Source organism: Aeromonas bestiarum (genome assembly GCF_000819745.1).
Lineage (GTDB): Bacteria > Pseudomonadota > Gammaproteobacteria > Enterobacterales > Aeromonadaceae > Aeromonas > Aeromonas bestiarum.
Genome location: NZ_CDDA01000015.1, coordinates 421603 through 445654 on the forward strand (window position 1 = coordinate 421603; position 24052 = coordinate 445654).

22 protein-coding genes and 1 other annotated feature are annotated in these 24052 nt (G+C 61.1%); of the genes, 13 read left to right on the plus strand and 9 right to left on the minus strand.

Annotated features, from left to right (window positions below):
• Positions 1–113: 113 nt before the first annotated feature.
• From hisH to hisG, 5 genes are all read right to left on the minus strand, one after another.
• Positions 114–737: an imidazole glycerol phosphate synthase subunit HisH gene (gene hisH, locus BN1118_RS09075; protein WP_043555641.1), complete on the minus strand. Its 624-nt coding sequence runs from the start codon at positions 735–737 to the stop codon at positions 114–116.
• An 85-nt stretch (positions 738–822) separates the two neighbouring features.
• On the minus strand, positions 823–1932 hold the full coding sequence (gene hisB / locus BN1118_RS09080; protein WP_043555642.1) for a bifunctional histidinol-phosphatase/imidazoleglycerol-phosphate dehydratase HisB: 1110 nt from the start codon (positions 1930–1932) through the stop codon (positions 823–825).
• A gap of 11 nt (positions 1933–1943) precedes the next feature.
• On the minus strand, positions 1944–3044 hold the full coding sequence (gene hisC, locus BN1118_RS09085; protein ID WP_043555643.1) for a histidinol-phosphate transaminase: 1101 nt from the start codon (positions 3042–3044) through the stop codon (positions 1944–1946).
• Entirely contained in the window at positions 3041–4351 is a 1311-nt protein-coding gene (hisD, locus tag BN1118_RS09090; protein WP_043555644.1) for a histidinol dehydrogenase, read from the minus strand. Before hisD ends, hisC begins: the two co-directional genes overlap by 4 nt.
• A gap of 12 nt (positions 4352–4363) precedes the next feature.
• On the minus strand, positions 4364–5260 hold the full coding sequence (gene hisG, locus BN1118_RS09095; protein WP_043134870.1) for an ATP phosphoribosyltransferase: 897 nt from the start codon (positions 5258–5260) through the stop codon (positions 4364–4366).
• Positions 5261–5285: 25 nt separating this feature from the next.
• Positions 5286–5414 (minus strand) — a sequence feature (His leader region).
• 186 nt (positions 5415–5600) lie between these two features.
• On the opposite strand from hisG, the gene BN1118_RS09100 reads away from it, so the two are divergent.
• From BN1118_RS09100 to rnd, 7 genes are all read left to right on the plus strand, one after another.
• Positions 5601–5843 (plus strand): hypothetical protein, encoded by a 243-nt coding sequence (locus tag BN1118_RS09100; protein WP_043134867.1) that lies wholly within the window; start codon positions 5601–5603, stop codon positions 5841–5843.
• A gap of 67 nt (positions 5844–5910) precedes the next feature.
• Positions 5911–7821 (plus strand): DNA repair helicase YoaA, encoded by a 1911-nt coding sequence (gene yoaA / locus BN1118_RS09105; RefSeq protein ID WP_043555646.1) that lies wholly within the window; start codon positions 5911–5913, stop codon positions 7819–7821.
• A gap of 195 nt (positions 7822–8016) precedes the next feature.
• Positions 8017–8715 (plus strand): tRNA (adenosine(37)-N6)-threonylcarbamoyltransferase complex dimerization subunit type 1 TsaB, encoded by a 699-nt coding sequence (tsaB, locus tag BN1118_RS09110; protein WP_043555648.1) that lies wholly within the window; start codon positions 8017–8019, stop codon positions 8713–8715.
• 106 nt (positions 8716–8821) lie between these two features.
• A complete protein-coding gene (locus BN1118_RS09115; RefSeq protein ID WP_043555651.1) occupies positions 8822–9337 on the plus strand; it encodes a Slp family lipoprotein in 516 nt (171 codons plus the stop codon).
• A gap of 8 nt (positions 9338–9345) precedes the next feature.
• Positions 9346–10197, plus strand: coding sequence for an alpha/beta fold hydrolase (locus BN1118_RS09120; RefSeq protein WP_043555652.1), 852 nt, complete (start codon positions 9346–9348; stop codon positions 10195–10197).
• Between the two features lie 198 nt (positions 10198–10395).
• Positions 10396–12072: a long-chain-fatty-acid--CoA ligase FadD gene (gene fadD, locus BN1118_RS09125; RefSeq protein ID WP_156994889.1), complete on the plus strand. Its 1677-nt coding sequence runs from the start codon at positions 10396–10398 to the stop codon at positions 12070–12072.
• An 81-nt stretch (positions 12073–12153) separates the two neighbouring features.
• Positions 12154–13266, plus strand: a complete 1113-nt coding sequence (gene rnd, locus BN1118_RS09130; protein WP_043555870.1) for a ribonuclease D — start codon at positions 12154–12156, stop codon at positions 13264–13266.
• Positions 13267–13322: 56 nt separating this feature from the next.
• Here the strand turns inward: rnd and BN1118_RS09135 are convergent, their stop codons facing one another.
• From BN1118_RS09135 to dusC, 3 genes are all read right to left on the minus strand, one after another.
• Positions 13323–14081, minus strand: a complete 759-nt coding sequence (locus tag BN1118_RS09135) for a substrate-binding periplasmic protein (protein WP_043134857.1) — start codon at positions 14079–14081, stop codon at positions 13323–13325.
• A gap of 94 nt (positions 14082–14175) precedes the next feature.
• Entirely contained in the window at positions 14176–14544 is a 369-nt protein-coding gene (locus tag BN1118_RS09140) for a TraR/DksA family transcriptional regulator (RefSeq protein WP_043134855.1), read from the minus strand.
• A 97-nt stretch (positions 14545–14641) separates the two neighbouring features.
• Entirely contained in the window at positions 14642–15586 is a 945-nt protein-coding gene (dusC, locus tag BN1118_RS09145) for a tRNA dihydrouridine(16) synthase DusC (RefSeq protein ID WP_043555658.1), read from the minus strand.
• Between the two features lie 176 nt (positions 15587–15762).
• Here dusC and BN1118_RS09150 point away from each other — a divergent pair, with 176 nt between their 5' ends.
• The 4 genes from BN1118_RS09150 to BN1118_RS09165 all read left to right on the plus strand — a co-directional run bounded on the left by BN1118_RS09150 (position 15763) and on the right by BN1118_RS09165 (position 20029).
• A complete protein-coding gene (locus BN1118_RS09150; protein ID WP_042871295.1) occupies positions 15763–16140 on the plus strand; it encodes a YbaN family protein in 378 nt (125 codons plus the stop codon).
• Between the two features lie 132 nt (positions 16141–16272).
• A complete protein-coding gene (apt, locus tag BN1118_RS09155) occupies positions 16273–16818 on the plus strand; it encodes an adenine phosphoribosyltransferase (protein WP_043134853.1) in 546 nt (181 codons plus the stop codon).
• A 179-nt stretch (positions 16819–16997) separates the two neighbouring features.
• Positions 16998–19574, plus strand: a complete 2577-nt coding sequence (dnaX, locus tag BN1118_RS09160) for a DNA polymerase III subunit gamma/tau (protein ID WP_043555660.1) — start codon at positions 16998–17000, stop codon at positions 19572–19574.
• A 125-nt stretch (positions 19575–19699) separates the two neighbouring features.
• Positions 19700–20029, plus strand: coding sequence for a YbaB/EbfC family nucleoid-associated protein (locus BN1118_RS09165; RefSeq protein ID WP_042037688.1), 330 nt, complete (start codon positions 19700–19702; stop codon positions 20027–20029).
• 304 nt (positions 20030–20333) lie between these two features.
• Here the strand turns inward: BN1118_RS09165 and BN1118_RS09170 are convergent, their stop codons facing one another.
• The gene (locus BN1118_RS09170) at positions 20334–21656 is read right to left on the minus strand and encodes a YjiH family protein (RefSeq protein WP_043555663.1); all 1323 of its coding nucleotides are present in this window, start codon (positions 21654–21656) and stop codon (positions 20334–20336) included.
• Positions 21657–22278: 622 nt separating this feature from the next.
• On the opposite strand from BN1118_RS09170, the gene BN1118_RS09175 reads away from it, so the two are divergent.
• Together BN1118_RS09175 and BN1118_RS09180 are read left to right on the plus strand one after the other, a co-directional pair.
• Complete coding sequence (locus BN1118_RS09175; RefSeq protein WP_043555664.1) at positions 22279–23349, plus strand: helix-turn-helix transcriptional regulator; 1071 nt, start codon at positions 22279–22281, stop codon at positions 23347–23349.
• Between the two features lie 85 nt (positions 23350–23434).
• The gene (locus BN1118_RS09180) at positions 23435–23857 is read left to right on the plus strand and encodes a CBS domain-containing protein (protein ID WP_043555667.1); all 423 of its coding nucleotides are present in this window, start codon (positions 23435–23437) and stop codon (positions 23855–23857) included.
• Positions 23858–24052 lie beyond the last annotated feature (195 nt).

Consider the following 24052-nt stretch of genomic DNA (forward strand, 5'->3'; position numbering starts at 1 on the left):
TTCAAACTCCAACTCGTTGAATGGGTTATTGCCTGTATCTCGTCATCGCACTGATAGAGGCGAGCAAGCCTCATGACCATTGATAAGGTCAATTGCAGGAATGATCATCCTTGTCATAACTCCAGAAAGTTTTGCAGTAAACGGGCACCCGCTGCGCCTGAGCGCTCCGGGTGGAATTGGGCGCCGAAGAAGTTGTCACGGGCCACGATGGCGGTAAAGGGCGTGCCATAGTCACAGGTGGCGAGCGTCGCGTCTGTCACCTCCAGGGCGTAGGAGTGGACGAAGTAGAAGTAGCTGCCGCTTGGGATGCCCTTGAGCAGGGGATGGCGCTCGTCGTGCTCAATCTGGTTCCAGCCCATGTGGGGCAGGCGCAGCTGGCCCACCTCCATCAGCCGGATCTTGCCCGGCACTATGCCGAGGCAGTCGATCAGATCGCCGCTGCTGCCATCTGCACTCATGCTCTCTTCGGACGCCTCCGCCAGCATCTGCATGCCGAGGCAAAAGCCCAGCAGCGGCTGTTTGGCGGCGCGAATGAGGGGCACCAGATTGCGCTCGTTGAGGTTTTTCATGGCCGCCACGGCTGTGCCCACCCCGGGCAGGATCAGCTTGTCGGCACCCTCTATATCGGCCGCCTTGCTGGAAACCAGCGGCTGCACGCCGAGGCGCTCGAACGCCATTCTGACCGAGGCCAGATTGGCGCAGCCGGTGTCGATGATGACCAGTTTCTGAGTGCTCATCGTGTGCCCCTACCCATGTCGATTGGCGAGATCCGCACCATCAATGCGGTATCGATATTCACCAGCTTCTGAGAGTTCGTTGTCATCACAAGACTCCCTTGCTGGAGGGGAGCTCGCTCCCTTCCACCCGGATGGCCTGGCGCAGGGCGCGGCCAAAGCCTTTGAACAGCGCCTCCACCTGATGGTGGGTATTGCCGCTGCCGACCTTCATCTGCAATGTGATGGCCATGGCATCCGACAGGGAGCGGAAGAAGTGGGGCACCATCTCGGTGGCCATCTCGCCCACGCTGTCGCGGCCAAAGCCGCTCGGGCAGTCAAACACGAAGTAGGGGCGACCGCTCAAGTCCAGGGCGGTACTCACTTCCTGCTCGGTGAGCGGGCGCGCATCGATCACCGCCTGCACCTCGTCCATCGCCAGCACGAAGCCGAAACGGCCTATGCCGCGCTTGTTGCCGAGCGCCTGGCGCATGGCCTGACCCAGCGCCAGCCCCACATCCTCCACAGTGTGGTGATCGTCGATGTGCAGATCGCCGCTCACCTTCAGCCTGAGTCTGAAACCGGCGTGGGTCGCTATCTGATCCAGCATGTGATCGAAGAAGCCGATGCCGGTGGCGATCTGGTTGCCGCCGCTCTTGTCGAGATCCACCGCCACCTGAATGCGGGTCTCCTTGGTGTAGCGTTCCACTTCGGCCACGCGTCCCTTGGACAGCAGCTGATCACGGATGGCGAGCCAGTCGTGATCCTGCGGCTGATAGCGAATGCCACGGATGCCCATGTTGTCGGCGAGCTGCAGGTCGGTCTGTCTGTCACCAATCACGAAAGAGTTGGCGAAATCGATGCGACCGGAGGCCAGATATTCCTTCACCAGCCCGAGGTTCGGCTTGCGGCAGCTGCAGCCGTCGGTCGGGAAGTGCGGGCAGATCAGTACCTGTTCCCAGTGGATCCCTTGCGATTCAAACAGGTGCATCATCAGGTCGTGGGGCGGCTGGAAGTTTTCCAGCGGCAGGCTGGCCGTACCCAGCCCATCCTGGTTGGTCACCATCACCAGCACGTAACCGGCGGCCTGCAGCTCGCGCAGCACAGGGATCACCATGGGCTCGAAGCGCAGCTTGGCGAGGCTGTCCACCTGTTTGTCGGTCACCGGCTCTTCAATCAGGGTGCCGTCGCGGTCGATAAACAAAAACGGGGTCTTCATCAATGACATCCTTATACGCTGGCGGCAGACGGGTTGTTGAGTGGCATCTGGTTGGCCGAGACGTCGCGCAATACTGCGATCACGGCGTCCATTTCGCCCTGATAGCCGATGGTGATGCGAATGCTGTTGTCCAGGCCCGGCTTGGTGGAGAAATCCCGCAATATGATGCCGGCGGCCTTCATGGCGGCAAAGACGGTGGCGCCGTCAACGAAGCGCACCAGTATGAAGTTGCCCTTGTCCTCGAAGAGCTCCCGCACGCAGGCCAGGCTGGCCAGCTCGGCCTTGATGATCGCCTTCTGCTTGTTGAGCTCGGTGACCCGCTCCTGCATCAGCTCCAGTCCCATGGGGGAGAGCGCCTGCGCCGCTATCTGGGCGATGGGATCCGGGATGGGGTAGGGAGCTATCACCTTGGCCAGCATGGGGATCACCTCGGGGCTCGCCAGCGTAAAGCCGCAGCGGATCCCGGCCAGGGCAAAGGCCTTGGAGAGGGTGCGGGTCACTACCAGATTGGGGAAACGGGCCAGCAAGTCCACCACGGACGCCTCTGGACAGAACTCGATATAGGCCTCGTCGACCACGATAATGGCGCGCTTTCTGGCCTTCTCCAGCAGGGCGATGAGGCCGTCGCGACCCATCAGATCCCCGGTGGGGTTGTTGGGGGAGCAGAGGAACACCAGCTTGACGTCGGAGAGGCGGTCGGCGATGGCGGCCCAGTCCGGCTGACGGCTGGCAGTCAAAGGCTGTTCGACGATACCCACACCACAGGTCTCGGCACTGATGGCGTACATGCCGTAGGTGGGCGGGCAGATCAGGATCTGATCCTGCCCCGCCTCGCAGAAGGTGCGAACTAGCAGCTCTATGGCCTCGTCGGCGCCCCGGCTCACCAGCACCTGACTTGGGCTCACCCCCGCATAGGCGGCGTAGCCGTTGACCACCTCGGCCGGTTGGGGCTCGGGGTAGCGGTTGAGGCGATTTCCCTCGATGGTGAAGGGGTAGGCCTGCGGCGCCTCGTTGGCATTGAGCCAGATGTGGCCCTTGCCGCCGATGCGGCGAGCGGATTGGTAAGGGGTGAGGGCCCGCACCACGCGGCGAGCCAGATTGGCGATGCTCATGACAAATCCTTTTGCGGCTGGTTTGAAAGTGCGCTCAACCTGAGGGTGACGGCGTTTTTGTGGCCATCGAGCCCTTCTGCCTGGGCGATGCGCTGGACTATGGGGCCGAGCCCCTGGATGCCCTCGACGCTGAGCTCCTGCACAGTGTAGCGGCGCTGGTAATCGGCCAGCCCCAGGCTCGAGCAGGTGCGGGCGTAGCCGTAGGTGGGCAAGGTGTGGTTGGTGCCGCTGGCGTAATCGCCGACCGACTCCGGTGTCCATGCCCCAAGGAAGATGGAGCCGGCGTTCTCGAGCTTGCCGAGCAGTGCCCGCGGCGCCCGGGTCTGCACTATCAGGTGCTCCGGCGCATAGGCGTTGGAGATGGCGCAGGCCTCGTCCAGGCTGTCGCAGAGGATCACCAGGCTGGCACCCAGCGCCTTGGCAGCGATCTCGCGGCGGCTGAGCCGGGCCAGCTGGCCCTTGATCTCGCCGGCAATGGCATCGGCCAGCAGGGGTGAGGTGGTGACCAGCACCACCTGACTGTCGGGACCGTGCTCGGCCTGGGAAAGCAGATCTGCTGCCACGAAGGCGGGGTTGGCGCTCTCGTCGGCAATCACCAGCACCTCGGAGGGGCCGGCGGGCATGTCGATGGCGGCGCCGCGCCAGTCACGAGAGACCTGGCCCTTGGCCTCGGTCACGTAGGCGTTGCCCGGGCCGAAGATCTTGTCCACCTTGGGAATGCTCTCGCTGCCATAGGCCATGGCGGCGATGGCCTGGGCGCCGCCGATGGCGAATACCTTCTCGACGCCGCAGGCGCGGGCGGCAAACAGTATCTCGTCGCTGGCCGGCGACGGGGTGCAGAGCACCACCTCACGGCAACCAGCTAGGCGTGCCGGAATTGCCAGCATCATGACGGTGGAGGGGAGCGGTGCACTGCCCCCCGGCACATAGAGACCGACCCGGCTGATGGGCTGGGTGCGCAGCTCGCACACCACGCCGGGCTGGGTCTCGACCCGCACCACCGGCTGCACCTGGGCGGCGTGGAAGGTGCGAATATTGGCAATCGCGGCTTCGATGGCACTCTTGATGTCATCGTCCAGTCGGGCGCAGGCGGCCTCGATTTCGGCCTCGCTGACCCGCAGTTGTTCACGGGGCGCGCGTTCGAAACGCAGGCCGAGCTCGCGCAGGGCCTCGTCGCCACGGCTGCGCACGGCTGTGATGATCTCCTTGACCACGGCGCCTATGTCCACCTCGTCATTGAGGGCGGGCCGGGTCAGCACGTCGGTTTGCTGGGCGGGGGAGAGGGTCTTCCAGATCAGGGTCTGCATGGTGTCCCCTCCTTATTCCATCATTTTTTCGATGGGCAGCACCAGGATGGAGCTGGCACCGAGGGCCTTGAGCTGCTCCATGGTTTCCCAGAACAGGGTCTCGCTGGATACCACGTGCAGCGCCACCTGATTGGTGTCACCAGCCAGCTGCATTATGGTGGGGCGCTCGGCGCCGGGCAGCAGATCCGTGATGGCATCGAGTTTGTCTTTGGGGGCGTGCAGCATGATGTACTTGCTCTCGCGCGCCTGCTGCATCCCCTGGATGCGGGGCAGCAGCTTGTCGATCAGCTTCTGCTTGGCCTCATTCAAGGGGTTGGGGGCCTGCACCAGCACCGCCTTGGAGCGGTAGATCACCTCCACCTCTTTGAGGCCGTTGGCCTCCAGGGTCGCGCCTGTGGAGACCAGATCGCAGATGGCATCGGCCAGACCAGCGCGCGGCGCCACTTCCACCGAGCCGCCCAGCATGACGCTCTTGAAATTGAGCCCCTTCTCATCGAAGAAGCGCTTGAGCAGGCCCGGGTAGGAGGTGGCGATGCGCTTGCCCGCCAGGCTCTGCGGCCCCGTGTAGGCCACATCGTCCGGCACCGCCAGCGACAGGCGGCAGCCCCCGAAATCGAGCTGCTTGAGGGTTTTCACTTCCGCGGGCAGCCCCTGGGAAGCGCGAATGAGCTGCGCCTCTTCCAGCACGTTCTCACCTATGATGCCAAGGTCGACCACCCCTTCCATCACCAGACCGGGGATGTCGTCATCACGCACCCGCAGTATGTCGATGGGCATGTTTTCCACATGGGCGATAAGGCGCTGCTCGCGCAGGTTGATCTTGAGGCCGCAGCTCTTGAACAGGGCTTGGGAATCCTGGCTCAGACGACCGGACTTTTGCATGGCGATACGCAGGCGTTGTGTTTCCATTTGCTCGATTTCCTTCTAGTCAAAAACGAAAAAACCCTCGGAAGTATGTGCTTCCGAGGGTTTATGAATCTTGCGGTCCTTTTGGAAGTCACCAGTTAAGTGTCTTCCAGCAGTCAACCTCCTGAAAGACTAGTCGGGATGATGATGGTGGTGATGAGTCTTCAGCAGGGTGAACTTCATGTAACTAATCCTTTACAAATAAGATGTCGTAGTTGACGCCCGATTTAAACTACCTTCCTTGACGGAAAAAGCAACTCGAAAATGTGATTCCATCGATTAAAGTTGAGAAAACGGTTTCTTGGTCGATAACTAGACAAGATGCCCCAGAGGAGGCGAGATCATGCCCAGCCAGGACCTGTTGTTCCCCATTTTGCCGCGGGCGCCAGCGACCCCGAGTCCTGACGACATCAAGCGGGAAGTGACCCAGATCAGCCAGAAGCACCAGTTGCGCAAGACCAGCACCGACAACGGTGAGTCCCAGCAGCGCCAGCAGGCCTACCCCTCTGCCAAACGTGATCAGCCAAAGCCAGAAGAGGACGATCACAAGCCGGATCCCGAGCACCAGATCGATCTCTTCGTCTGAACGCATTATCAGTCCCGCTTTCACCGCATTTTTGGCATAATGCCCGCTTTTGCTGCGGGACGCCCTTTTGACCATCCAGACCCTGTTCAAGCCAGATGGCCCTCTGGCCAGCCACATCGACGGCTTCGTTGCCCGCGCCCCGCAACTGGCCATGGCCGAAGCCGTCTCAAGCGCCATCAAGAGTGGTGGCCGTCTGCTGGTGGAGGCGGGGACCGGTACCGGCAAGACCTATGCCTATCTGGTGCCGGCGCTGGAGTCCGGCAAGCGGGTGGTGATCAGCACAGGCTCCAAAAATCTGCAGGAGCAGCTCTTCTATCGCGATCTGCCTACCATCACGGGGGCGCTCTCCTACACCCCGCCGGTGGCCCTGCTCAAGGGGCGCAGCAACTACCTGTGCATAGAACGGATGAACCGCCTGCTCAGCGAATCCCATCTGCAAAAGCCGGAAATCCTCAACGATCTGGTCAAGGTCAAATCCTGGTCCACTGCCACCGACAACGGCGATGTGGGTGACATCCCGGGTCTGCAGGAGAACGCCGAGATCCTCGCCCACGTCACCAGCACCAACGACAACTGCCTCGGCCGCGATTGCCCCTATTACGACGACTGCCATCTGGTGGTGGCCCGCCGCCGCGCCATGGATGCCCAGGTGGTGGTGATCAATCATCACCTCTTCTTCGCCGATATGGCGGTGAAAGACACGGGATTTGGCGAGCTGGTGCCCGAAGCCCAGGTTTATGTGTTCGACGAGGCGCATCAGTTGGCGGAGATCGCCACCAACTACTTCGGCAAGTCGGTGGGCAGCCGCACCATCCAGGATCTGGCGCAGGATATCCAGCTTGCCTATCGCGCCGAGGCCCACGACATGGGGCAGCTTGGCAAGGCGGCGGACCGGCTCTCCATCGCCAGCCAGGATCTGCGCCTCGCCTTCGGGGTGGACGGCGGCCGTGGCAATACCCGCGACATGTTGCGCCAGCCGCTCTGGGCCCAGGCGCTGGCCCGCCTCAACGATGCCCTCGGGCTCTGTTACGAGGTGCTCAAACTCGCGCTGGGGCGTGGTGAGCAGCTGGATCACGCCTTCGAGCGGATCTGCGAGCTGCGCGCCCGCCTTGGGGAGGTGTTGACCATCAACCAGACCGGTTTCTCCTACTGGTATGACTGCTCGCGGCTGCACTTCTCCCTCAACATCACCCCGCTGTCGGTGGCCGAGCGCTTTGGCGCCGAGGTGCTGCGCCCCGAGGTGGCCTGGATCTTTACCTCCGCCACCCTGACGGTGGATATGCGTTTTGACCACTTCAAGGCCGAGCTGGGGCTGGCGGGCAGCGCCGAGCTCATCCTCGACAGCCCGTTTGATTACGCCGAACAGGCGCGGCTGTGCGTGCCCCGTTTTCTGCCCGAGCCCAACGCCTTCGGGCGGGGCGAGCAGTTGGCCCAGCTGATGATCCCCCTCATCAACAAGACGCCGGGGGGTTGCTTCTTCCTCTGCACCAGCCATCAGGTGATGCGCCAGGTGGCCGAGGTGCTGCGCCGCGAGATAGGCCGCACCGTGCTGCTGCAGGGGGAGGACAACAAGCAGCGGCTGCTCAAGGAGTTCGTGGAGAATGGCCGTGCCGTGCTGGTGGCTACCAGCAGCTTCTGGGAGGGGATAGACGTGCGGGGGGCCGCGTTGTCGTGTGTTATCATCGACAAGCTGCCGTTTGCCAGCCCCGACGACCCGCTGCTCAAGGCGCGAGTCGATGATTGCAAGCTCAAGGGGGGCGATCCCTTCGCCGAGCTGCAGCTGCCCAAGGCGGTGATCGCGCTCAAACAGGGGGTGGGGCGGCTCATTCGTGATCGCAGTGATCACGGTGTACTGGTCATCTGTGATCCACGCATGGTCAACAAACCCTACGGCGCCACCTTTATCAAGAGTCTGCCCGCCATTCCCCGTACCCGGGAGCTAGGGACGCTGGGGAGTTTCTTCGATCGCGGCGAATAGGTGCCCCGCTGATGGGCATCCAGTGGCCTGTTCATGGCAGTTAAGGCTATTTTCTCAAGAGATGCGGCGGCCACGCAGCCCGCTTCGAGGGTTTTTCATCGAGCCGCTTGCAGATAGATGACAGAATTGAACAACGGGCGAGCACAACTTGCTTGCCGGTTACGTAATTGACTGATTTTATAGAGATTGGAAAGCATGAACGAGTTGAAGATCCTGGCCGTTGATACCGCCACCGAAGCCTGCTCCGCCGCCCTGCTGGTGGGTGACAAGCTGTTCTCCCGCTGGGAAGAGGCGCCGCGGGATCACACCCGCAAAATCTTGCCCATGGTTCAGGCTGTGTTGGACGATGCCGGGATAGCCTTGAGCGAGCTCGATGCCATCGCGTTCGGGCGTGGCCCGGGTTCTTTCACCGGCGTGCGGATCGGGATCAGCGTGGCCCAGGGGCTGGCCTTCGGGGTTGGCGTGCCGCTCATCGGCATCTCCACTCTGGCCGCCATGGCGCAGGGGGCTTATCGGCTGGAAGGCGCCGAGCGGGTGTTGACCGCCATCGATGCGCGCATGGGGGAGGTCTACTTCGGTCAGTACGCGCTGAAGGATGGCCGCATGCAGCTGGTGGGTGAGGAGGTCGTGAGTGATCCGGCTGCGCTGTTGGCGTCTGGCCCGCTGGCGGGTCGCTGGGCCCGTGTCGGCACCGGCTTTGAGACCTATGGCGAGATCCTGGGTGGTCTGGCCGAGGAGGTTGTCATGAGCCAGGTACGCTTCCCGGCGGCCGTCGACATGCTGCCGCTGGCGCGTGCCGCCTTGCTGGCGGGGGAGGCTGTACCTGTGGAGCAGGCCACCCCGGTATACTTGCGAGACAAGGTAACCTGGAAAAAATTGCCGGGTCGCGAATAAGGGCAGGAAGCGGCGTGGCATGCCTGTCGCTCCTGCCGTAAACCAGGATCCCCATGCCGGACAGGGTCTGGTAACAGGTTCGGTATTCGGCAAACAGGAGAGTGACATGATGAAACGTGCGATTGTGATAGGGGTAGCTGGCTTGTTGCTCGGCGCATGCAGCTCCATGCCCAAGGAGCTGGCCTATGAGCCGGAAAGCCAGCTGGTGGCGTATCAGCCAGCCCTGGCTGGTCAGGAAGGCAAGCCGGCGCGTTGGAGCGGGGTCATCTCGGCGGTGCACAATTTGACGGAAAAGAGTGTCATCGAAATGGTTTATCTGCCGCTCAAATCCAACGGCGTGCCGGAGCAGACCGAGCAGAGCCCGGGTCGATTTTTCGCTGTCATGAAGGGCTTCGTCGATCCGACCCTGTACGCCAAGGGGCGCAGCCTGACGGTGCTCGGCACTATCGGCAAGCCGGTGGATGGCCAGATTGGCCAGCACAAGTATCGCTTCTCCGTGCTCAATGCCAGCTCCAGCAAGCTGTGGCCGCCGGTGAAGGAGGTGGAGATCCGCTACATGGATCCCTATTTTTACGACCCTTTCTATGATCCCTTCTGGCCGAGACGGCCGCTGCGTCGCTAAGGTTGCCCATGACAGTCATCATGCAGGAGAAAATGGTCGCCCTGACCGATGGTCGCCGGGTGGCCTTGCTTGACAACGAGCAGCAGGGCAAGCCGCTGCTGATCGCCTTGCACGGCTGGCTCGACAACGGCGCCAGCTTTCTGCCCCTTGCTCCCCATCTGCAGGATGTTCATCTGATCTGCGTCGATCTGCCGGGCCATGGCCACTCGGATCACAAAACCACCCCCTATGTCTTTGTCGATTGGCTGGACGATCTCTACCAGATCGTTCAGGCGGCAGGCTGGCCGCGTTTCAGTCTGCTCGGCCACTCCCTCGGGGCGCTGATCGCCTCTGCCTATGCCGGGGTGTTTCCCGAGCAGGTGGAGCGGCTCATCATGCTGGAGGGGTTGGGCCCCTTGAGCCAGCCCGATGAGGAGGTGCCGGCCCAGCTGCGGCGGGCGATGTTAAATCGCAGCCGCACCCGTGAGCGGGTCTCCAATGGTTTTGCCTCCATCGAGGAAGCGGCAATGGCCCGTTGCAAGGTGGCGGACATTGCCCCGAACGCGGCGCGGCTTATCTGTGAGCGACAACTGGTGGAGCGGGCAGGGCGCTGGCATTGGCGCAGCGACCCCAGATTGCGGGATCTGTCGCCACTGCGCATGAGCGAAGGCCAGGCCCAGGCGTTGATCCGGGCCATCCGCTGCCCTGTGCTGTTTATCCGGGGCGAGCAGGGCTTTGCCAGCCTGCTGGCGCAGTGGCAGTTGCGTCATGGCGCATTCGAGCGAATAGAAATGGTCGTTTTGGCGGGAAACCATCATTTTCATATGGAAAATTCGGTCGATACCGCCGTTTGTATCGAAAAATTTTGTCAAATTCGGTAGAATCACCGGCTTTCAATAATTCCAGGTTTGTCTTCCCCCTCACACTTTTCCGTTGTTAATTTGCTGTTAATTGATGTTGCCCTATGTAAATATGTGCGGCATTAGAGCATGAGCTTAAAACAACCGATTTAAATGGATGTGAACAGGGACGGAGGCAACACAGTGAGCGCACAGGTGCTAGTTATGCAGGAGAAGTTCGTGGAAAAAGTCTGGCTGAAGCGTTATCCGGAAGGGGTTCCCGCCGAGATCAACCCAGACCAATACAGCTCCCTGGTCGACATGTTTGAGGCATCGGTGACCGAGTTCGCCGATCAACCTGCCTTCGTCAACATGGGGCAGACCATCACCTACCGCCGACTGGAAGAGCAGTCCCGCGCCTTTGCCGCCTACCTGCAAAACGAGCTCAAGCTCAGCCAGGGTGATCGGGTGGCCGTGATGATGCCGAACCTGTTGCAATACCCCATCGCCGTGTTCGGCATACTGCGCGCCGGCATGATAGTGGTGAACGTCAACCCGCTATACACCCCGCGCGAGCTGGAGCATCAGCTCAAGGACTCGGGCGCCAAGGCCATCGTCATCGTCTCCAACTTTGCCCATACCCTGGAAAAAGTGGTTTACGACACCCCGATCAAGCATGTCATCCTGACCCGCATGGGCGACAACCTGGGGCTGGCCAAGGGCACGCTGGTCAACTTCGTGGTGAAATACGTCAAGAAGCTGGTGCCCAAATACAACCTGCCCCACGCAAGCACCATGCGTCAGGCCCTCTCCAAGGGGCGCTACCTGCAGTACATCAAGCCCGAGATCACCAATGACGATCTCGCCTTCCTGCAGTACACAGGCGGCACCACAGGCCTCTCCAAGGGAGCCATGCTGACCCATCGCAACATGATCGCCAACGTCGAGCAGTGCCTCGGCGTCTACGGTCCCATGCTGGAGCGGGGCAAGGAGTTCGTGGTCACGGCACTGCCGCTCTACCATGTCTTCGCCCTGACGGTGAACTGCCTGCTGTTCATGCGCATGGGGGGATACAACCTGCTCATCAGCAACCCGCGCGACATCCCGGGCTTCGTCAAAGAGATCAGAAAATACCCCTTCACCTGCATCACAGGGGTCAACACCCTGTTCAATGCCCTGGTCAACAACGGCGAATTCCAATCGATGGATTTCAGCAAGCTGAAGCTGACCATAGGGGGTGGCATGGCGGTGCAACGGGCGGTGGCCGAACAGTGGAAGGGGCTGACCGATACCCCGCTGCTGGAAGGTTATGGCCTGACCGAGTGTTCGCCGCTGGTGAGCGTCTGCCCCTACGATCTGCTCGACTACAACGGCTCCATCGGTCTGCCGGTTTGCTCCACCGACATCCGGCTGGTGGATGACGCCGGTCAGGTGATCACCGAGTTTGGCAAGCCCGGCGAGATGCAGGTGCGCGGCCCCCAGGTGATGGTGGGTTACTGGCAGCGTCCAGAGGCCACTGCCGAGGTGATGCAGGATGGTTGGCTCTGTACCGGCGACATCGCAGTGTGCGACGAGCAGGGCTTCTTCAAGATCGTCGATCGCAAGAAGGACATGATCCTGGTCTCGGGTTTCAACGTCTATCCGAACGAGATCGAGGATGTGGTGGCGCTTCACCCCAAGGTGCTGGAAGTGGCGGCGGTCGGTGTGCCGCACAAGGTTTCCGGCGAGCTGGTGAAGATCTTCGTGGTCAAGAAAGATGCAAAACTGCAGGAGGACGAGATTATTGCCCACTGCCGCACACATCTGACTGCCTATAAGGTGCCGAAACTGGTAGAATTTCGCGACGAACTTCCCAAGACCAATGTGGGCAAGATCCTGCGCCGCGTGCTGCGCGACGAGGAAATTGCCAAGCAATAGCGGGCGATGCGCCGCTGTCATGCAAAACCGTGGGTCATGCCACGGTTTTTTCTTTTGGCCCTGATCAACGCGCAGGCAAAGATGCACTATCAACTCATTTCACAGCAAGCCGAACTGGAACAGTATCTCGCTTCCCTGGCCGACGTTCCCCTGGCCATAGATACTGAATTCGTCCGCACCCGCACCTATTACCCCCAACTGGGCCTGTTCCAGATCTATGATGGCGAGCATCTGGCCCTGCTGGATCCTCTGGCCCTGGATCTCACCCCTCTCTGGCAACGGCTTGGCCGGGCAGGGCAGATCGCCATATTGCACGCCTCCGGCGAAGATCTGGAGCTGATCCAGCACGAGGCTGGCCATCTGCCCAATCAGATGCACGATACCCAGCTGGCGACTGCCTTTCTGGGGCACGGCGTCTCGGTGGGCTTCGGCGCCCTGGTCAAGGAGTTCCTCGGGGTGGAGTTGGAGAAGGATCAGGCCCGTACCGACTGGCTCGCTCGTCCGCTCACCGAGCGTCAGCTCGAATACGCGGCGGCCGATGTGTTCTACCTGATGCCGCTCTACGAGATGGTGATGGCCCGGCTGCAAGAGAGCGGCAAGTTTGCCTGGTTCGAGCAGGAGTGTCAGAACCACTCGGCCCGCAAAACCCAGGGCAGCGATCCCCGTCAGGCCTATCTCGAGATAATCAATGCCTGGCAACTGGGGCGCCGTGAACTGGCCATATTGCGCGAGCTGGCCGCCTGGCGTCAGCAAGAGGCGGTAAGGCGGGATCTGGCCCTCAACTTCGTGGTCAAGGAGCTGCACCTGTTCAAGGTGGCGGAGCGCAAACCCACGTCGCTGCGCGATCTCAACGAGCTGGGGCTGGCTCCCATCGAGATCAAGATCCACGGCAAGCGGATGCTGGACATAGTCGCGACGGCCCAGCAGAGCGACCCTGCGAGCTGGCCCGAGCCCATTCGCCGGCTGGTGGACTATCCCCAGTACAAGGCCGAGCTCAAGCGCATCAAGGGGATGGTGGAAGAGAAGGCCAAGGCCAGCAACATTCCGCCGGAACTGGTGGCGAGCAAGAAGATCATTCACCAGTACTTCACCTGGAGCTGGCGCATGAGCGATGAAGAGCGCGCTCGTGCCGACAAGCCCATGCTGCTGCAAGGGTGGCGTCATGAGCTGGTGGGTCACCTGCTGGCACAATAAGCTATACAGTCAACAATGGGCCCGATGGGCCCATTTTTTATCTGTTTCACTATGCCTCACTGCAGCGGGTAGCGGTAGCGTGCGAGGATCTGCCCATATTCCGGGCTCTGCAGCAGCGCCCGGATGGCCTCATCGAGCCGTTGCAACTGCTGGGGCGTGGTGGTGCGGCGGCTCAGCATCAAATGCACGGGTGTCTGCTGGATAGTGAGCAGTGTGGCCAGCTCATCGAGTGGCATGCCAACGAGGCTCAGCTCCTGCAGCCCCATGGGATCAATGACCACACCCTGGATGCGGCCTGCCAGCAGCAATTTCACCAGCTGGTCCAGCCGCAGCCTGACGAGCAGGCGATCTTTCAGCTGGGGAGATTGCATGAAGGCACGAAAATCCACGCCATAGTCAAAGTCGCGCAGCATGCCTATGGTGAATTCGGTGCGAGGCAGCAGATCGGAGAGCTGGGCTATCCCCTGCCAGCGTGACATGTCCTGGCGCCGGATGAGCAGCACAGTCTCTTCATTGCGATAGGGAATGGAAAAGCGGGCGAACTGTTCACGCTGGGCGGTTTGACTGGCGGACATGGCCAACTGTATGGAGCCGAACTCCAGCTCGCGCAGCACGCGGGCCCAGGGCATCTCGCTGTAACTGGCATCAAAACCGGCCCGGCTGAAGATGGCCTCTAGCAAGTCGATGTCCAGCCCCTGCAACTGCTGCTGTTCATCGCGAAAGCTGAACGGATGCCAGCTTGACCAGCCCACGACCAGTGACTCCTGTGCCCAGGCGGTGCAACACAGACACCATAACAACAAGACTCTGTACACGGATCTGTCCCTGTTCAGCGTGGTTGTTGTTGATTATTGGATAGAAACGGCAGGCTGACCAGCCCGGAAGCGAGGATGCACGAATGTGCATCCCTCAGAGTTCGTGGGCGTGGAATCCCTTGCGATAGCGGGCTTCGCAGCGCGGGCAGCGTTGCAGGGTCGGATCCTGTTCGAGCTGCTCTATGGCAAGCGGCTCTTCGCAATCGGAACAGAGGCCATAGAGACCCAGATCCATTTGGCAGAGGGCGGCATCAATCCGCTTGAGGCTGGCCACGCTCTGCTCCACCTTGGGCAAGTCGAGGCGACTGGTCAGATCCACCAGCTGATCCCGTTCGCAGTGATCCACTTTTTCCGCCCACTCGTCACGCCGACAGGCTTTGAGCTGACCGATCAACTCTTCTCTTACTTGCGCCCAGTCAGTCAGCAGGCGATCACGCCACACGGCCAACCGAGCTTGCGTCATTTCACACACACTAGCCCCCAACAGACGAATTACAAATCCAGGGCAGTATAGGGAGACGACAGGATTATCAAGATGATATGCGTCAAGTAAAGGACGGTTAGATCACAGTTTTCGAGGCTTGCAGCAAGGCCTCCCGGATGGGATCCGTCTCTTTGTGCAGCCGGATGTCGCGAAACAGCAGGTCGGCTTGCGGGTATTCCCGCTTGAGGTAGCTGAACCACTGCTTGATGCGGCTGGGGTAGTAGTCCGCCTTCTCGCTGGCCAGATCCTGCTCCGTGTAGTTCACCATCAGCTGCAGCACCTGGGCCCAGCTCATGTGGGCGCAGCCTGTCTTCATCACGTTGGCCAGGTTGGGCAGGGAGATGGCGCCGCGCCCGACCATGAGGGCATCACAGCCGGAGACGCGGGCACAGGTCAGCGCATCCTGATGATCCCAGATCTCGCCGTTGGCGGTGACCGGGATGGGCAGGGCGCGGCGGATGGCGTCCACATACTCCCAGTGGGCCGGGGCCTTGTAGCCTTCGCGCTTGGTGCGGGCATGCACCGCCAGCTCGTTGGCCCCCGCCTGATAGACGGCCTGGGCGTTCTCCAGGTAGAGATCCTTGTCATCGTATCCGAGGCGGATCTTGGCGCTCACCGGCAGGTGGGCGGGCACAGCCTCCCGTACCGCCTTGACGATGCGGTAGATGGTGTCGGGCTCTTTGAGCAAGACGGCGCCGCCCTTGCTCTTGTTCACCGTGGGGGCAGGGCAGCCGAAGTTGAGATCGACTCCGGGGGAGCCTAGTTCGATGGCGCGCAGTGCGTTCTCGGCCAGCCATTCGGGGTGTTGCCCCAGCAGTTGCACCCGTACCGGGGTGCCGGCGCGGGTCTTGCCGCCCTGCTTGAGTTCGGGCGCGATCCGATAAAACACCTTGGCAGGCAGCAGCTGATCGACCACGCGGATAAATTCGCTGACGCAGAGGTCGTAGTCGTTGACGGAGGTGAGTACCTCCCGCATCAGGTGATCCAGCACCCCCTGCATGGGGGCCAAAATAACGCGCATAGCTGCTTCCGAAGACAAGGGGAGAAAAAAGAGCGCAGATTGTAGTGGCAATGGCCGGTCTTGTCAGCCGTCAGCCCACTCGTTGAGCCTAATCAGCCGCCGCTCGCGGGGCTGGGCTGTCAGCTTTCGGGTCAACTCTGTTAGGCTAAGCAGAGCTGGATGGAAGAGGAGTGGCCATGAAACGTTGGTGTCTGATGGGATTGGGCTGGTTGGCATTCGTCACCGGCATCATAGGAATCGTGTTGCCGCTGTTGCCGACCACCCCCTTCATGTTGTTGGCGGCGGCGCTGTTTGCCCGCTCGTCCCCCCGTTTTCACCGCTGGCTGCTGGCTCACCCCTGGTTTGGCCCCCCCATCGCCGATTGGCAGCAGTATCGCGGCATTCGCCGCCACGCCCGGCGCCGGGCCATCATCTTCATCCTGCTCTCCTTCTCGGTGTCGCTGGCGGTGGTGCCCCTGCTGTGGGTCAGGCTGCTGCTCATTGCCATAATGGTGATCCTGCTCACCTGGTTAATGCGTCTGCCGGTACTGGAGCCAGTTGCAATGGCGAAGTGAAGTCCCTAAGCTATTGCGGCAATAATGCTATGGAGTCGGCCTGTCATTTTGCGTGACGGGCCTTTTTATTTCCCGCTGGCGGGAATCGAGAAATACGGCCACGCCTGGGCTCAAAAAATAAGCGGTCAAACAATGAATCCGGATACCCTGAAATTTATCGAAGCGAGCATCAAGACCATCCCCGACTATCCGAAGCCGGGCATTCTGTTTCGTGACATCACCAGCCTGATAGAGAACGCGGAGGCCTTCAAGGCCACCATCGATCTGCTGGCTGAGCATTATCGTGATCAAGGGATCACCAAGATCGTCGGCACCGAGGCCCGCGGCTTCATCTTTGGTGCGCCGGTCGCCTTCGCCATGGGCCTGGGGTTTGTGCCTGTGCGCAAGCCGGGCAAGTTGCCCCGCGACGTGATCGAGGAGTCTTATGCCCTCGAATACGGTACCGACACCCTGCAACTGCACACAGATGCCATAGTGCCGGGTGACAAGGTGCTGGTCGTCGATGATCTGCTGGCCACCGGCGGCACCGTCGATGCGACCGTCAAGCTCATCCGCCGTGCCGGTGGTGATGTGGCCGATGCGGCCTTCATCATCTCCCTGCCGTCTCTGGGCGGCGATGCCCGCCTGACGGCGGCCGGCATCAAGGTCGTCTCACTGGTCGAACTGGCCGGCGAGTAATCCCCCAGGATGCAACGCAGGCCTCGTCAGCCTGCTGCGTGTCCCGAAACCGGTGCCCATCCGGGCATCGGTTTGAAATTCAAGCGATCCCTCCCGACCTCGCCGATAGCCGATACAGCCCGCCTGGCATTTGTGTTAGCATTCTGCCTCAATGCCTTGTCATCCCTGCATCGAGACTTATGAGCTATCAGGTTCTGGCGCGTAAATGGCGCCCCCATACGTTTGAACAAGTGGTAGGCCAGCACCATGTGCTGACCGCCTTGACCAACGCCCTGGATCAGGGACGGCTGCATCACGCCTATCTGCTGAGCGGTACCCGTGGGGTTGGCAAGACCACCATAGCCCGCATTCTGGCCAAGAGTCTCAATTGCGAGCAGGGGATCAGCAGCCATCCGTGCGGTGTGTGCGACACCTGCCGCGAGATCGATCAGGGGAACTTTGTCGATCTGCTGGAGATCGATGCGGCGTCCCGCACCAAGGTGGAAGACACCCGCGAGCTGCTCGACAACGTGCAGTACCGGCCGGCCCGTGGCCGCTTCAAGGTCTACCTCATCGATGAGGTGCACATGTTGTCGCGCCACAGCTTCAACGCCCTGCTCAAAACCCTGGAAGAGCCGCCCCCCTATGTGAAGTTCCTGCTAGCCACCACGGATCCGCAGAAGCTGCCCATTACCATCCTTTCCCGCTGCCTGCAGTTCCATCTGAAGAGTCTGGATCAGACCCAGATCGCCAAGCAGCTGGAGTGGGTGCTGGATCAGGAGGGGCAACCGTTCGAGCCGCGCGCCTTGCAGGCCCTGGCCAAATCGGCCGACGGCAGCATGCGCGATGCTCTGAGCCTGACCGATCAGGCGCTGGCCCACGGCAATGGCAGCGTACGCCTCGAGAGCGTGCTGGCCATGCTGGGGACGCTGGATCATCGCCACCTTCACCAGTTGCTGGAGGCCATCCTGCGCCAGGATGCCCCGGCGACCATGGCCAAGATCACCGAGATTGCGACCCTGGGTCCCGATTTTGATCAGCTGCACGCCGAGCTGGAAGGGCTGCTCCATCGCATCGCCATGGCCCAGCTGCTGCCTGCCACCGTACAGGAGCAGGGGGCCGATGCCGATGCCCTGTTGCAGCTGGCCCAGGCCATGAGCCCGGAAGAGGTGCAGCTCTGCTACCAGATAGTGCTGGGAGGGCGCAAGGATCTGCCCTGGGCGCCCGATGGCCGCACTGCGCTCGAGATGACTTGCCTGCGCATGCTGGCCTTCTCCCCGCGCCGTGAGGCTGTGCACCCGGCCAACCTTGCCGCTTTGCCGCCCGGACTTGCCGTGGCAGGAAGGACCGCACCGGCCCCGCTGGGAAAGCCACAGGGGGTTGAGCCAGCCCCCGCTTCGGCCACAGCGACTGTGGCCCAACCGGCTGTATCTGGTGATGCTCCGCCCTCCACGCCGGGGGAGCACACCCTTGTGCAGGCCGAGCCTGTCATCCCCTCTGCTGCGGATGAGCAAGAGAGCGCCAGCGACGCGCTGAGTGCGCCGCTGTTTGCCGAGCAGGACGAGTTGCTGCGTGAGGCGCAGCAGATGGGTTATGAGGGATCCTCTGGCGCGAGTGAGCCAATGGCCTCCGTCAGCGAGAATGACCCTGCGATGCAGGATGCCTCATTGGCAGCACCGCCATCCTCCGAGCCTCATATGGAGGCGGCTCCCGTTGCCGAGCAGGAAGCTGCGCCCTCAGCCGCGTCCAGCATGCAGAGCCTGCTGGGCAAGCGCAATTTGCTGCGCAGCCGCCTGCGTGGTGAGCCAGGAGCCACTGCCGTTGCATCTGCACCTCCTCGCGTTGCGCCCACCCGGCCGGTGGCGGCCCCCGAGGCCAGCCCGATCGCGCAGCCGGTTGCGGCGCCCGCATCCCCCGCTTGGCAAGCCGCCGCCGTGGTGCCAGCCCAGAGTTCAGCGGTAGCGGGTTATGAGGATCTGCCGCCGCTCGATGCCTATGACGACAGTGGCAGCGACTATGAAGAGTATCTGAGCCAGGGCTTTAGCGATGCCGCTGCCAGTGCGCCCATGCCGAACCGGGTGCCGACGGCCAGCGCCGGGCCTGCCTATGGTCAGGCTGCCCCGGCTCAGGCTCCCGCCAGAGCGAGTCCCAACCCGGACGATCTACCGCCCTGGGATCTGGACGGTACGCCGGCCGCGAGGGCGCAGGTAGCGCCTGCCGTGCCCAGCCCCAGCGCCGCCCCTGCAGCGCCCCGGGTTGCTGCCGCCAGCGAACCACAGCCGGTGGTGACCTCCGTGATGGAGACCATCGACTGGGATGAGCTGGAGAGCGACAGCCAACCCGAGGAGGGGGAAGAGGTCGCCAGACTGATCCCGTCCTCCTTGCTGGTCAACTGCGGCGATCCCTGGGCCGAGTTGATTGCCCGCACCGGGGTCGGTGGCCGGCTGCGTCAGCTGGCGATCAACTCCGTCATGCGCCAGCAGGGAGACACTGTGCTGCTGACCCTCAAGCCCGAGCAGCGCCACCTCATCAGCGATCGGGCCCGCGCCGATCTGGCCGAGATCATAGGCCCCGAGCTGGGTCAGGCCGTGCAGGTGGAGGTGACCCTGGGCCTGGTGCCCGAGCAGGAGACGCCGCTGGAGATAGAGCATCGCCTCTATCTGGGCGTGCGCGAGCAGGTAAGCCGGGATCTGGAGCAGGATCCCAACGTGCAGTTTTTAGTTCAGCGATTCGGCGCCGTGCTCCACCACGAGAGCATAGAACCGCTCAGCAATTGAATTCGATGCTTAATACCCATGCCGGGCCTTGTGCCCGGTTGAAAAGCGGTTTGCTTGTCCCCATCTAGGACAGACAAGCCCACAGCCCGGCGCTGGATGCCGGATTTCAAGACGAGAGACGACATATGTTTGGTAAAGGTGGAATGGGGAACCTGATGAAGCAGGCCCAACAGATGCAAGAGCGCATGCAGAAGATGCAAGAGCAGCTTGCCCAGATGGAAGTGGTCGGCGAAGCCGGTGCTGGCATGGTCAAGGTCACCATGGCCGGCAGCCACAGCGTGCGTCGCATCGAGATCGACCCGAGCCTGATGGAAGATGACAAAGAGATGATCGAAGATCTGGTCGCTGCCGCCGTCAACGATGCCGTTCGTCGTGTGGAAGAGCAGAACAAGACCAAGATGGGCGAACTGACCGGTGGCATGCAACTGCCCCCGGGCATGAAGCTGCCCTTCTAAGGATGTCAATCCAATGCTTTGACAGGGGCGCGGGCTAAGGACCAGAACGGTCTGATGTTCCCGCGATGTGGCGCAGGGTGGGTGTTTCATACCTTCCCCATCTGGCATGGCAAGCCCCATCAAGCATGACCAGAACGCAGTTGATGCAGGCACTCTGTATCAGCTGCGTTTTTTTATGCGTGCGTGCCAATCCAGCCCCTGTTGCGGCGGGTGTCATGGCTGCTGCGCAAAAATGAAGGCGCACTCGGGCGCCTTCCTGGTTTGTGCACACGCTTGCGCTTTATCACCAGCGTTGCCACCTCGCTTAACTCAGCCAGCCTGCCGCCATGGCCAGCTTGCCGCAGAGTGCGGCCAGCACTATGCCGAGCAGGGTGCGCAGGAACCAGATCACCACCAGCTGGTCCACGCTCACCGGGATCCTGGTGGCCAGGATACAGGGAATGGAGGCGGAGAAGAAGAGGACAGAGCTGACCGACACCACAGCGGTGACATAGCGCACCAGCAGATCCGCATCCTTGAGCAGGATGGCGGGCAGGAACATCTCCGCCAAGCCGGCCGAGAGCGATCTGGCTGTCTCCAGTGGCTCGCCCAGATCAAGCAACCAGGTCAGGGGCCACAGCAGCCAGCCCAGCAGATCGAACAAGGGGGTGTGCTGTGCCAGCAGCAGGCCGAGCAGGCCGACCGACAGTATGGTGGGCACCACGGCGGCCGCCATGCTGAGGCCATCTTTGAGGTTGTCCTGCAACTGGCGCAACACAGGGTCCGCCTGACGGGATTGAGCCAGCCCGGATGCCAGTGCGGCTTGCCAGCGGCGCATGCCGGCTGGCAGTGGCTCATCGGTCTCCCCGTGATGGGCCATGTTGGAGATGGGGGGCACGCGCGCCAGAATGGCGGTGATGACAAAGGTGATCACCAGGGTGGACCAGAAATAGAAGTTCCAGTGTTCCATCAGGTTGAGGGTCTTGGCCACAATGATCATGAAGGCGGCCGACACGGTGGAAAACCCGGTGGCTATGATGACGGCTTCCCGCACAGTGTATTTGCCCGCGAGGAAGACCCGGTTGGTGATGAGCAGACCAACCGAATAGCTGCCGACGAACGAGGCCACCGCATCGATGGCGGAGTGTCCCGGTGTGCGCCATAGCGGGCGCATCACGGGCTGCATCAGTACCCCGATCAGTTCCAGCAGGCCGAAGCCGAGCAGGAAGGTGAGGGCCATGGCACCTATGGGTACTATGAGGCCGACCGACATGGCCAGCTTGTCGAACAGAAAGGGCAGGCGATCCGGCGTCATCAACCAGGCCGGTCCCAGCTCGGCGACATGCATCACTGCCAGCCCAAGACCGAGCAGCTTGAACAGGCTCAGGAGCCGGTCGAAGGGACGCGCGCGCCAGCGGCCATCCAGCAGCGGGGTCAAGGCCCCATAAGTAATCAGCAACAGGATCAATCCCACCGCCAATGGCCGCTGTGCCATCAGCAAGCCAGCCAGATGATCCACCAGTATGGTGCTGCGTCCCGCCAGCTCGAACGGGATGAAAAAGATGGCGATGCCAAGCAGGCTGGTCAGCAACAGCTTGATGCCGGCACCTGATTTTGTGGGGGCTATGAGTACATTGTCCTGTTCCATACTGTCATTTCTCCTTGGGGTGTGACACCTGCCCGACATCTGACCGAGCTAATTGTATATACAATATCGTTACCGGCTCATAAATTAAACACAAAATTAACCAATGTGAAACATTGGCACTTTGAGTCCGGCGTGAGAGGGCGAGCGGATGGCCACGTCGATGGCGAGCTGGGTGCAGGAGAGGCAAAGGGTGGCGAGTGGGATAACCAGCCTGGCTGGGTAGATGGGCAGCAAAGGGGAGGCTCGCGGTCAGACAAGATGTGGCGCTGTCGTGCGGGCATCGCCAGACCAAGAATAACTAGGCCAGGGGAGGCAGGGGGCGGGAGCTTTATTGGAACCGGGCCGGTCGTCGGGGCCAAAGGGGAAAAAATGCGAGGTTTGTCGTGGGATATGGATCTCGCCGTGACGGGAACCCTGATGATGACAAAAAGATCTATAGCGACAAAAATCATATAAAACATTAACTTGGATTTCAGATTTTCGCTTTCGCTCATCCTTATGTACTTTCATCATTACTATTTATGGATCAGTTATAAAACCTTTGTTCATTTGACTACTTTTCGGGTTTCTCATTGCAGAGTAAGATGCCACTTCAATAAAAATAAGAATTAGGAGTTCGGGTGTGAAGGCATTAGCAAAAGAAAGGGTATCGCCCTATATAAGCCAGTTATATGAGTGCGGTATTAATGACTCTGACATTAAGTTGGTGGTGGATCAGTTCCGCTCCGATGTGTCGGGGAGTTCCTCGCTGTTTCTGTTACGGGATGATGACAAGAGCGACGGGATAAAACTCTTCTCCAGTGGGCTGACGGAGGCCCAGCAGCAGTTCTATGTGCAGCACCATCGCCAGGATGTGTGGTTCAATCACTATCTGGACAAGGGCTGCCAGGGCATAGTCAATGCCACCACACTATCCAATTCGGCCGGGCTGCTGGCCAGTTTCGGCGCCCAGTTTGCAGCCGGGGGCGTCTGCCGGGTGAAGGGGCGGGGCCTTAGCAGCCTGTGCACCTATCGCGGTGCCAGCCAGGATGACTTCAGCGCTCAGGATATCTCCTCGCTGACGGAGGTTTATTCTGGTCTTGCGGCCTGGAGCCACCATTATTGGAACCTGCTGGCCCTGGAAACCCAGAACTATCAGCTGCAGCAACTGGTTAAAAACCATAATAAGCCCAGCGCCATCGTCGATGACAAAGGTCATATCCATTATTCCAATGTGGCCTTCAATCGTATCTCCGATGAGAATGTGGAACTGCGGGCCATCAATGGTATTTTCTCGCTGCAAAATAAGGATCAACAACGCCAGTTCAAGGAGATCCTGAATGGCTTTGCCTACTTGTTGCCGGGGGCGAGCGCTTATATGTCGATTCCCCGCCAGGCCAATTTAAGGCCGCTGCTGATCCAGTGCACCCTGATGAGCGGTCTCAGCCGGTTCGAGCGCTATGTGGAAGTGGTGCTGCGGGATCCCGAGCACTCCTTCAATCCCGACATAGAAGCGCTGGCCAGCCTCTATCCGCTCACCATAGGCGAGAAGGAGCTGCTGGTGCTGATGAGCAAGGGTTACAGCAGCAACGACATCGCCGAGTTGCGCGGTGTCAAGGTAGAAACCGTCCGCTCGACCCTCAAGGGGGTGTTCAAGAAGACCGACTGCCACAGCCAGAACGAGCTGCTGCTGTTGCTGCAGTCCATCTCCTGATCCGGTGCGAGCTATGCTTGGAGTGAGCCGGACATAGTGCCCGGCTTGCGCCTCCCGCCCGGGAGGCTGGTTGGGGGAACGCACAATGGAATCACTCAAGGCAAAGGATTACATGCAGACCCGGCCCATCACGTTCAGCGCTGACATGATGGTGCAGTCTGCGGTCGAAAAGTTTCTCAACAGCCACCAACTTGGTGGCCCCGTGGTGGATACGCAAGGCCATCTGATCGGCTGGGTTTCCGAACAGGACTGCATCGCCGTCATGCTCAAGGAGGCCTATCACTGCGAGCAGGTCGCCCAGGTCAAGGATGTGATGCGCAAGGAGGTGCTGGCGGTCGGACCCGACACCAGCATTCTGGAGCTGGCCGAGATGATGATGGGGCAAAAGCCCAAGATCTATCCTGTGGTGGAGGAGGGGCACCTGCTCGGGGTGATCAGCCGTCACGATGTGATGCTGGCGATCCACGCCCAGCTGGGTACCTGTTTCGTACACAAGGCCCGGGCCTGATCGGATTGGGCGCCATGCGTCATCGGGAGCAGGCCGGGTGCCTGCTCTTTTTATTCAGACGCGCCATTCAGATGCTTCTGCCCAGGCGCCCGTTATTCCGGTTTTCATCGCCACCCCAATCGCTTTAAGGCTTGCACCTCTCTTCCTCGCTCTTTAGGATCTCCCGACGCTTGTCGATATGGCCCCTCTGGGCAC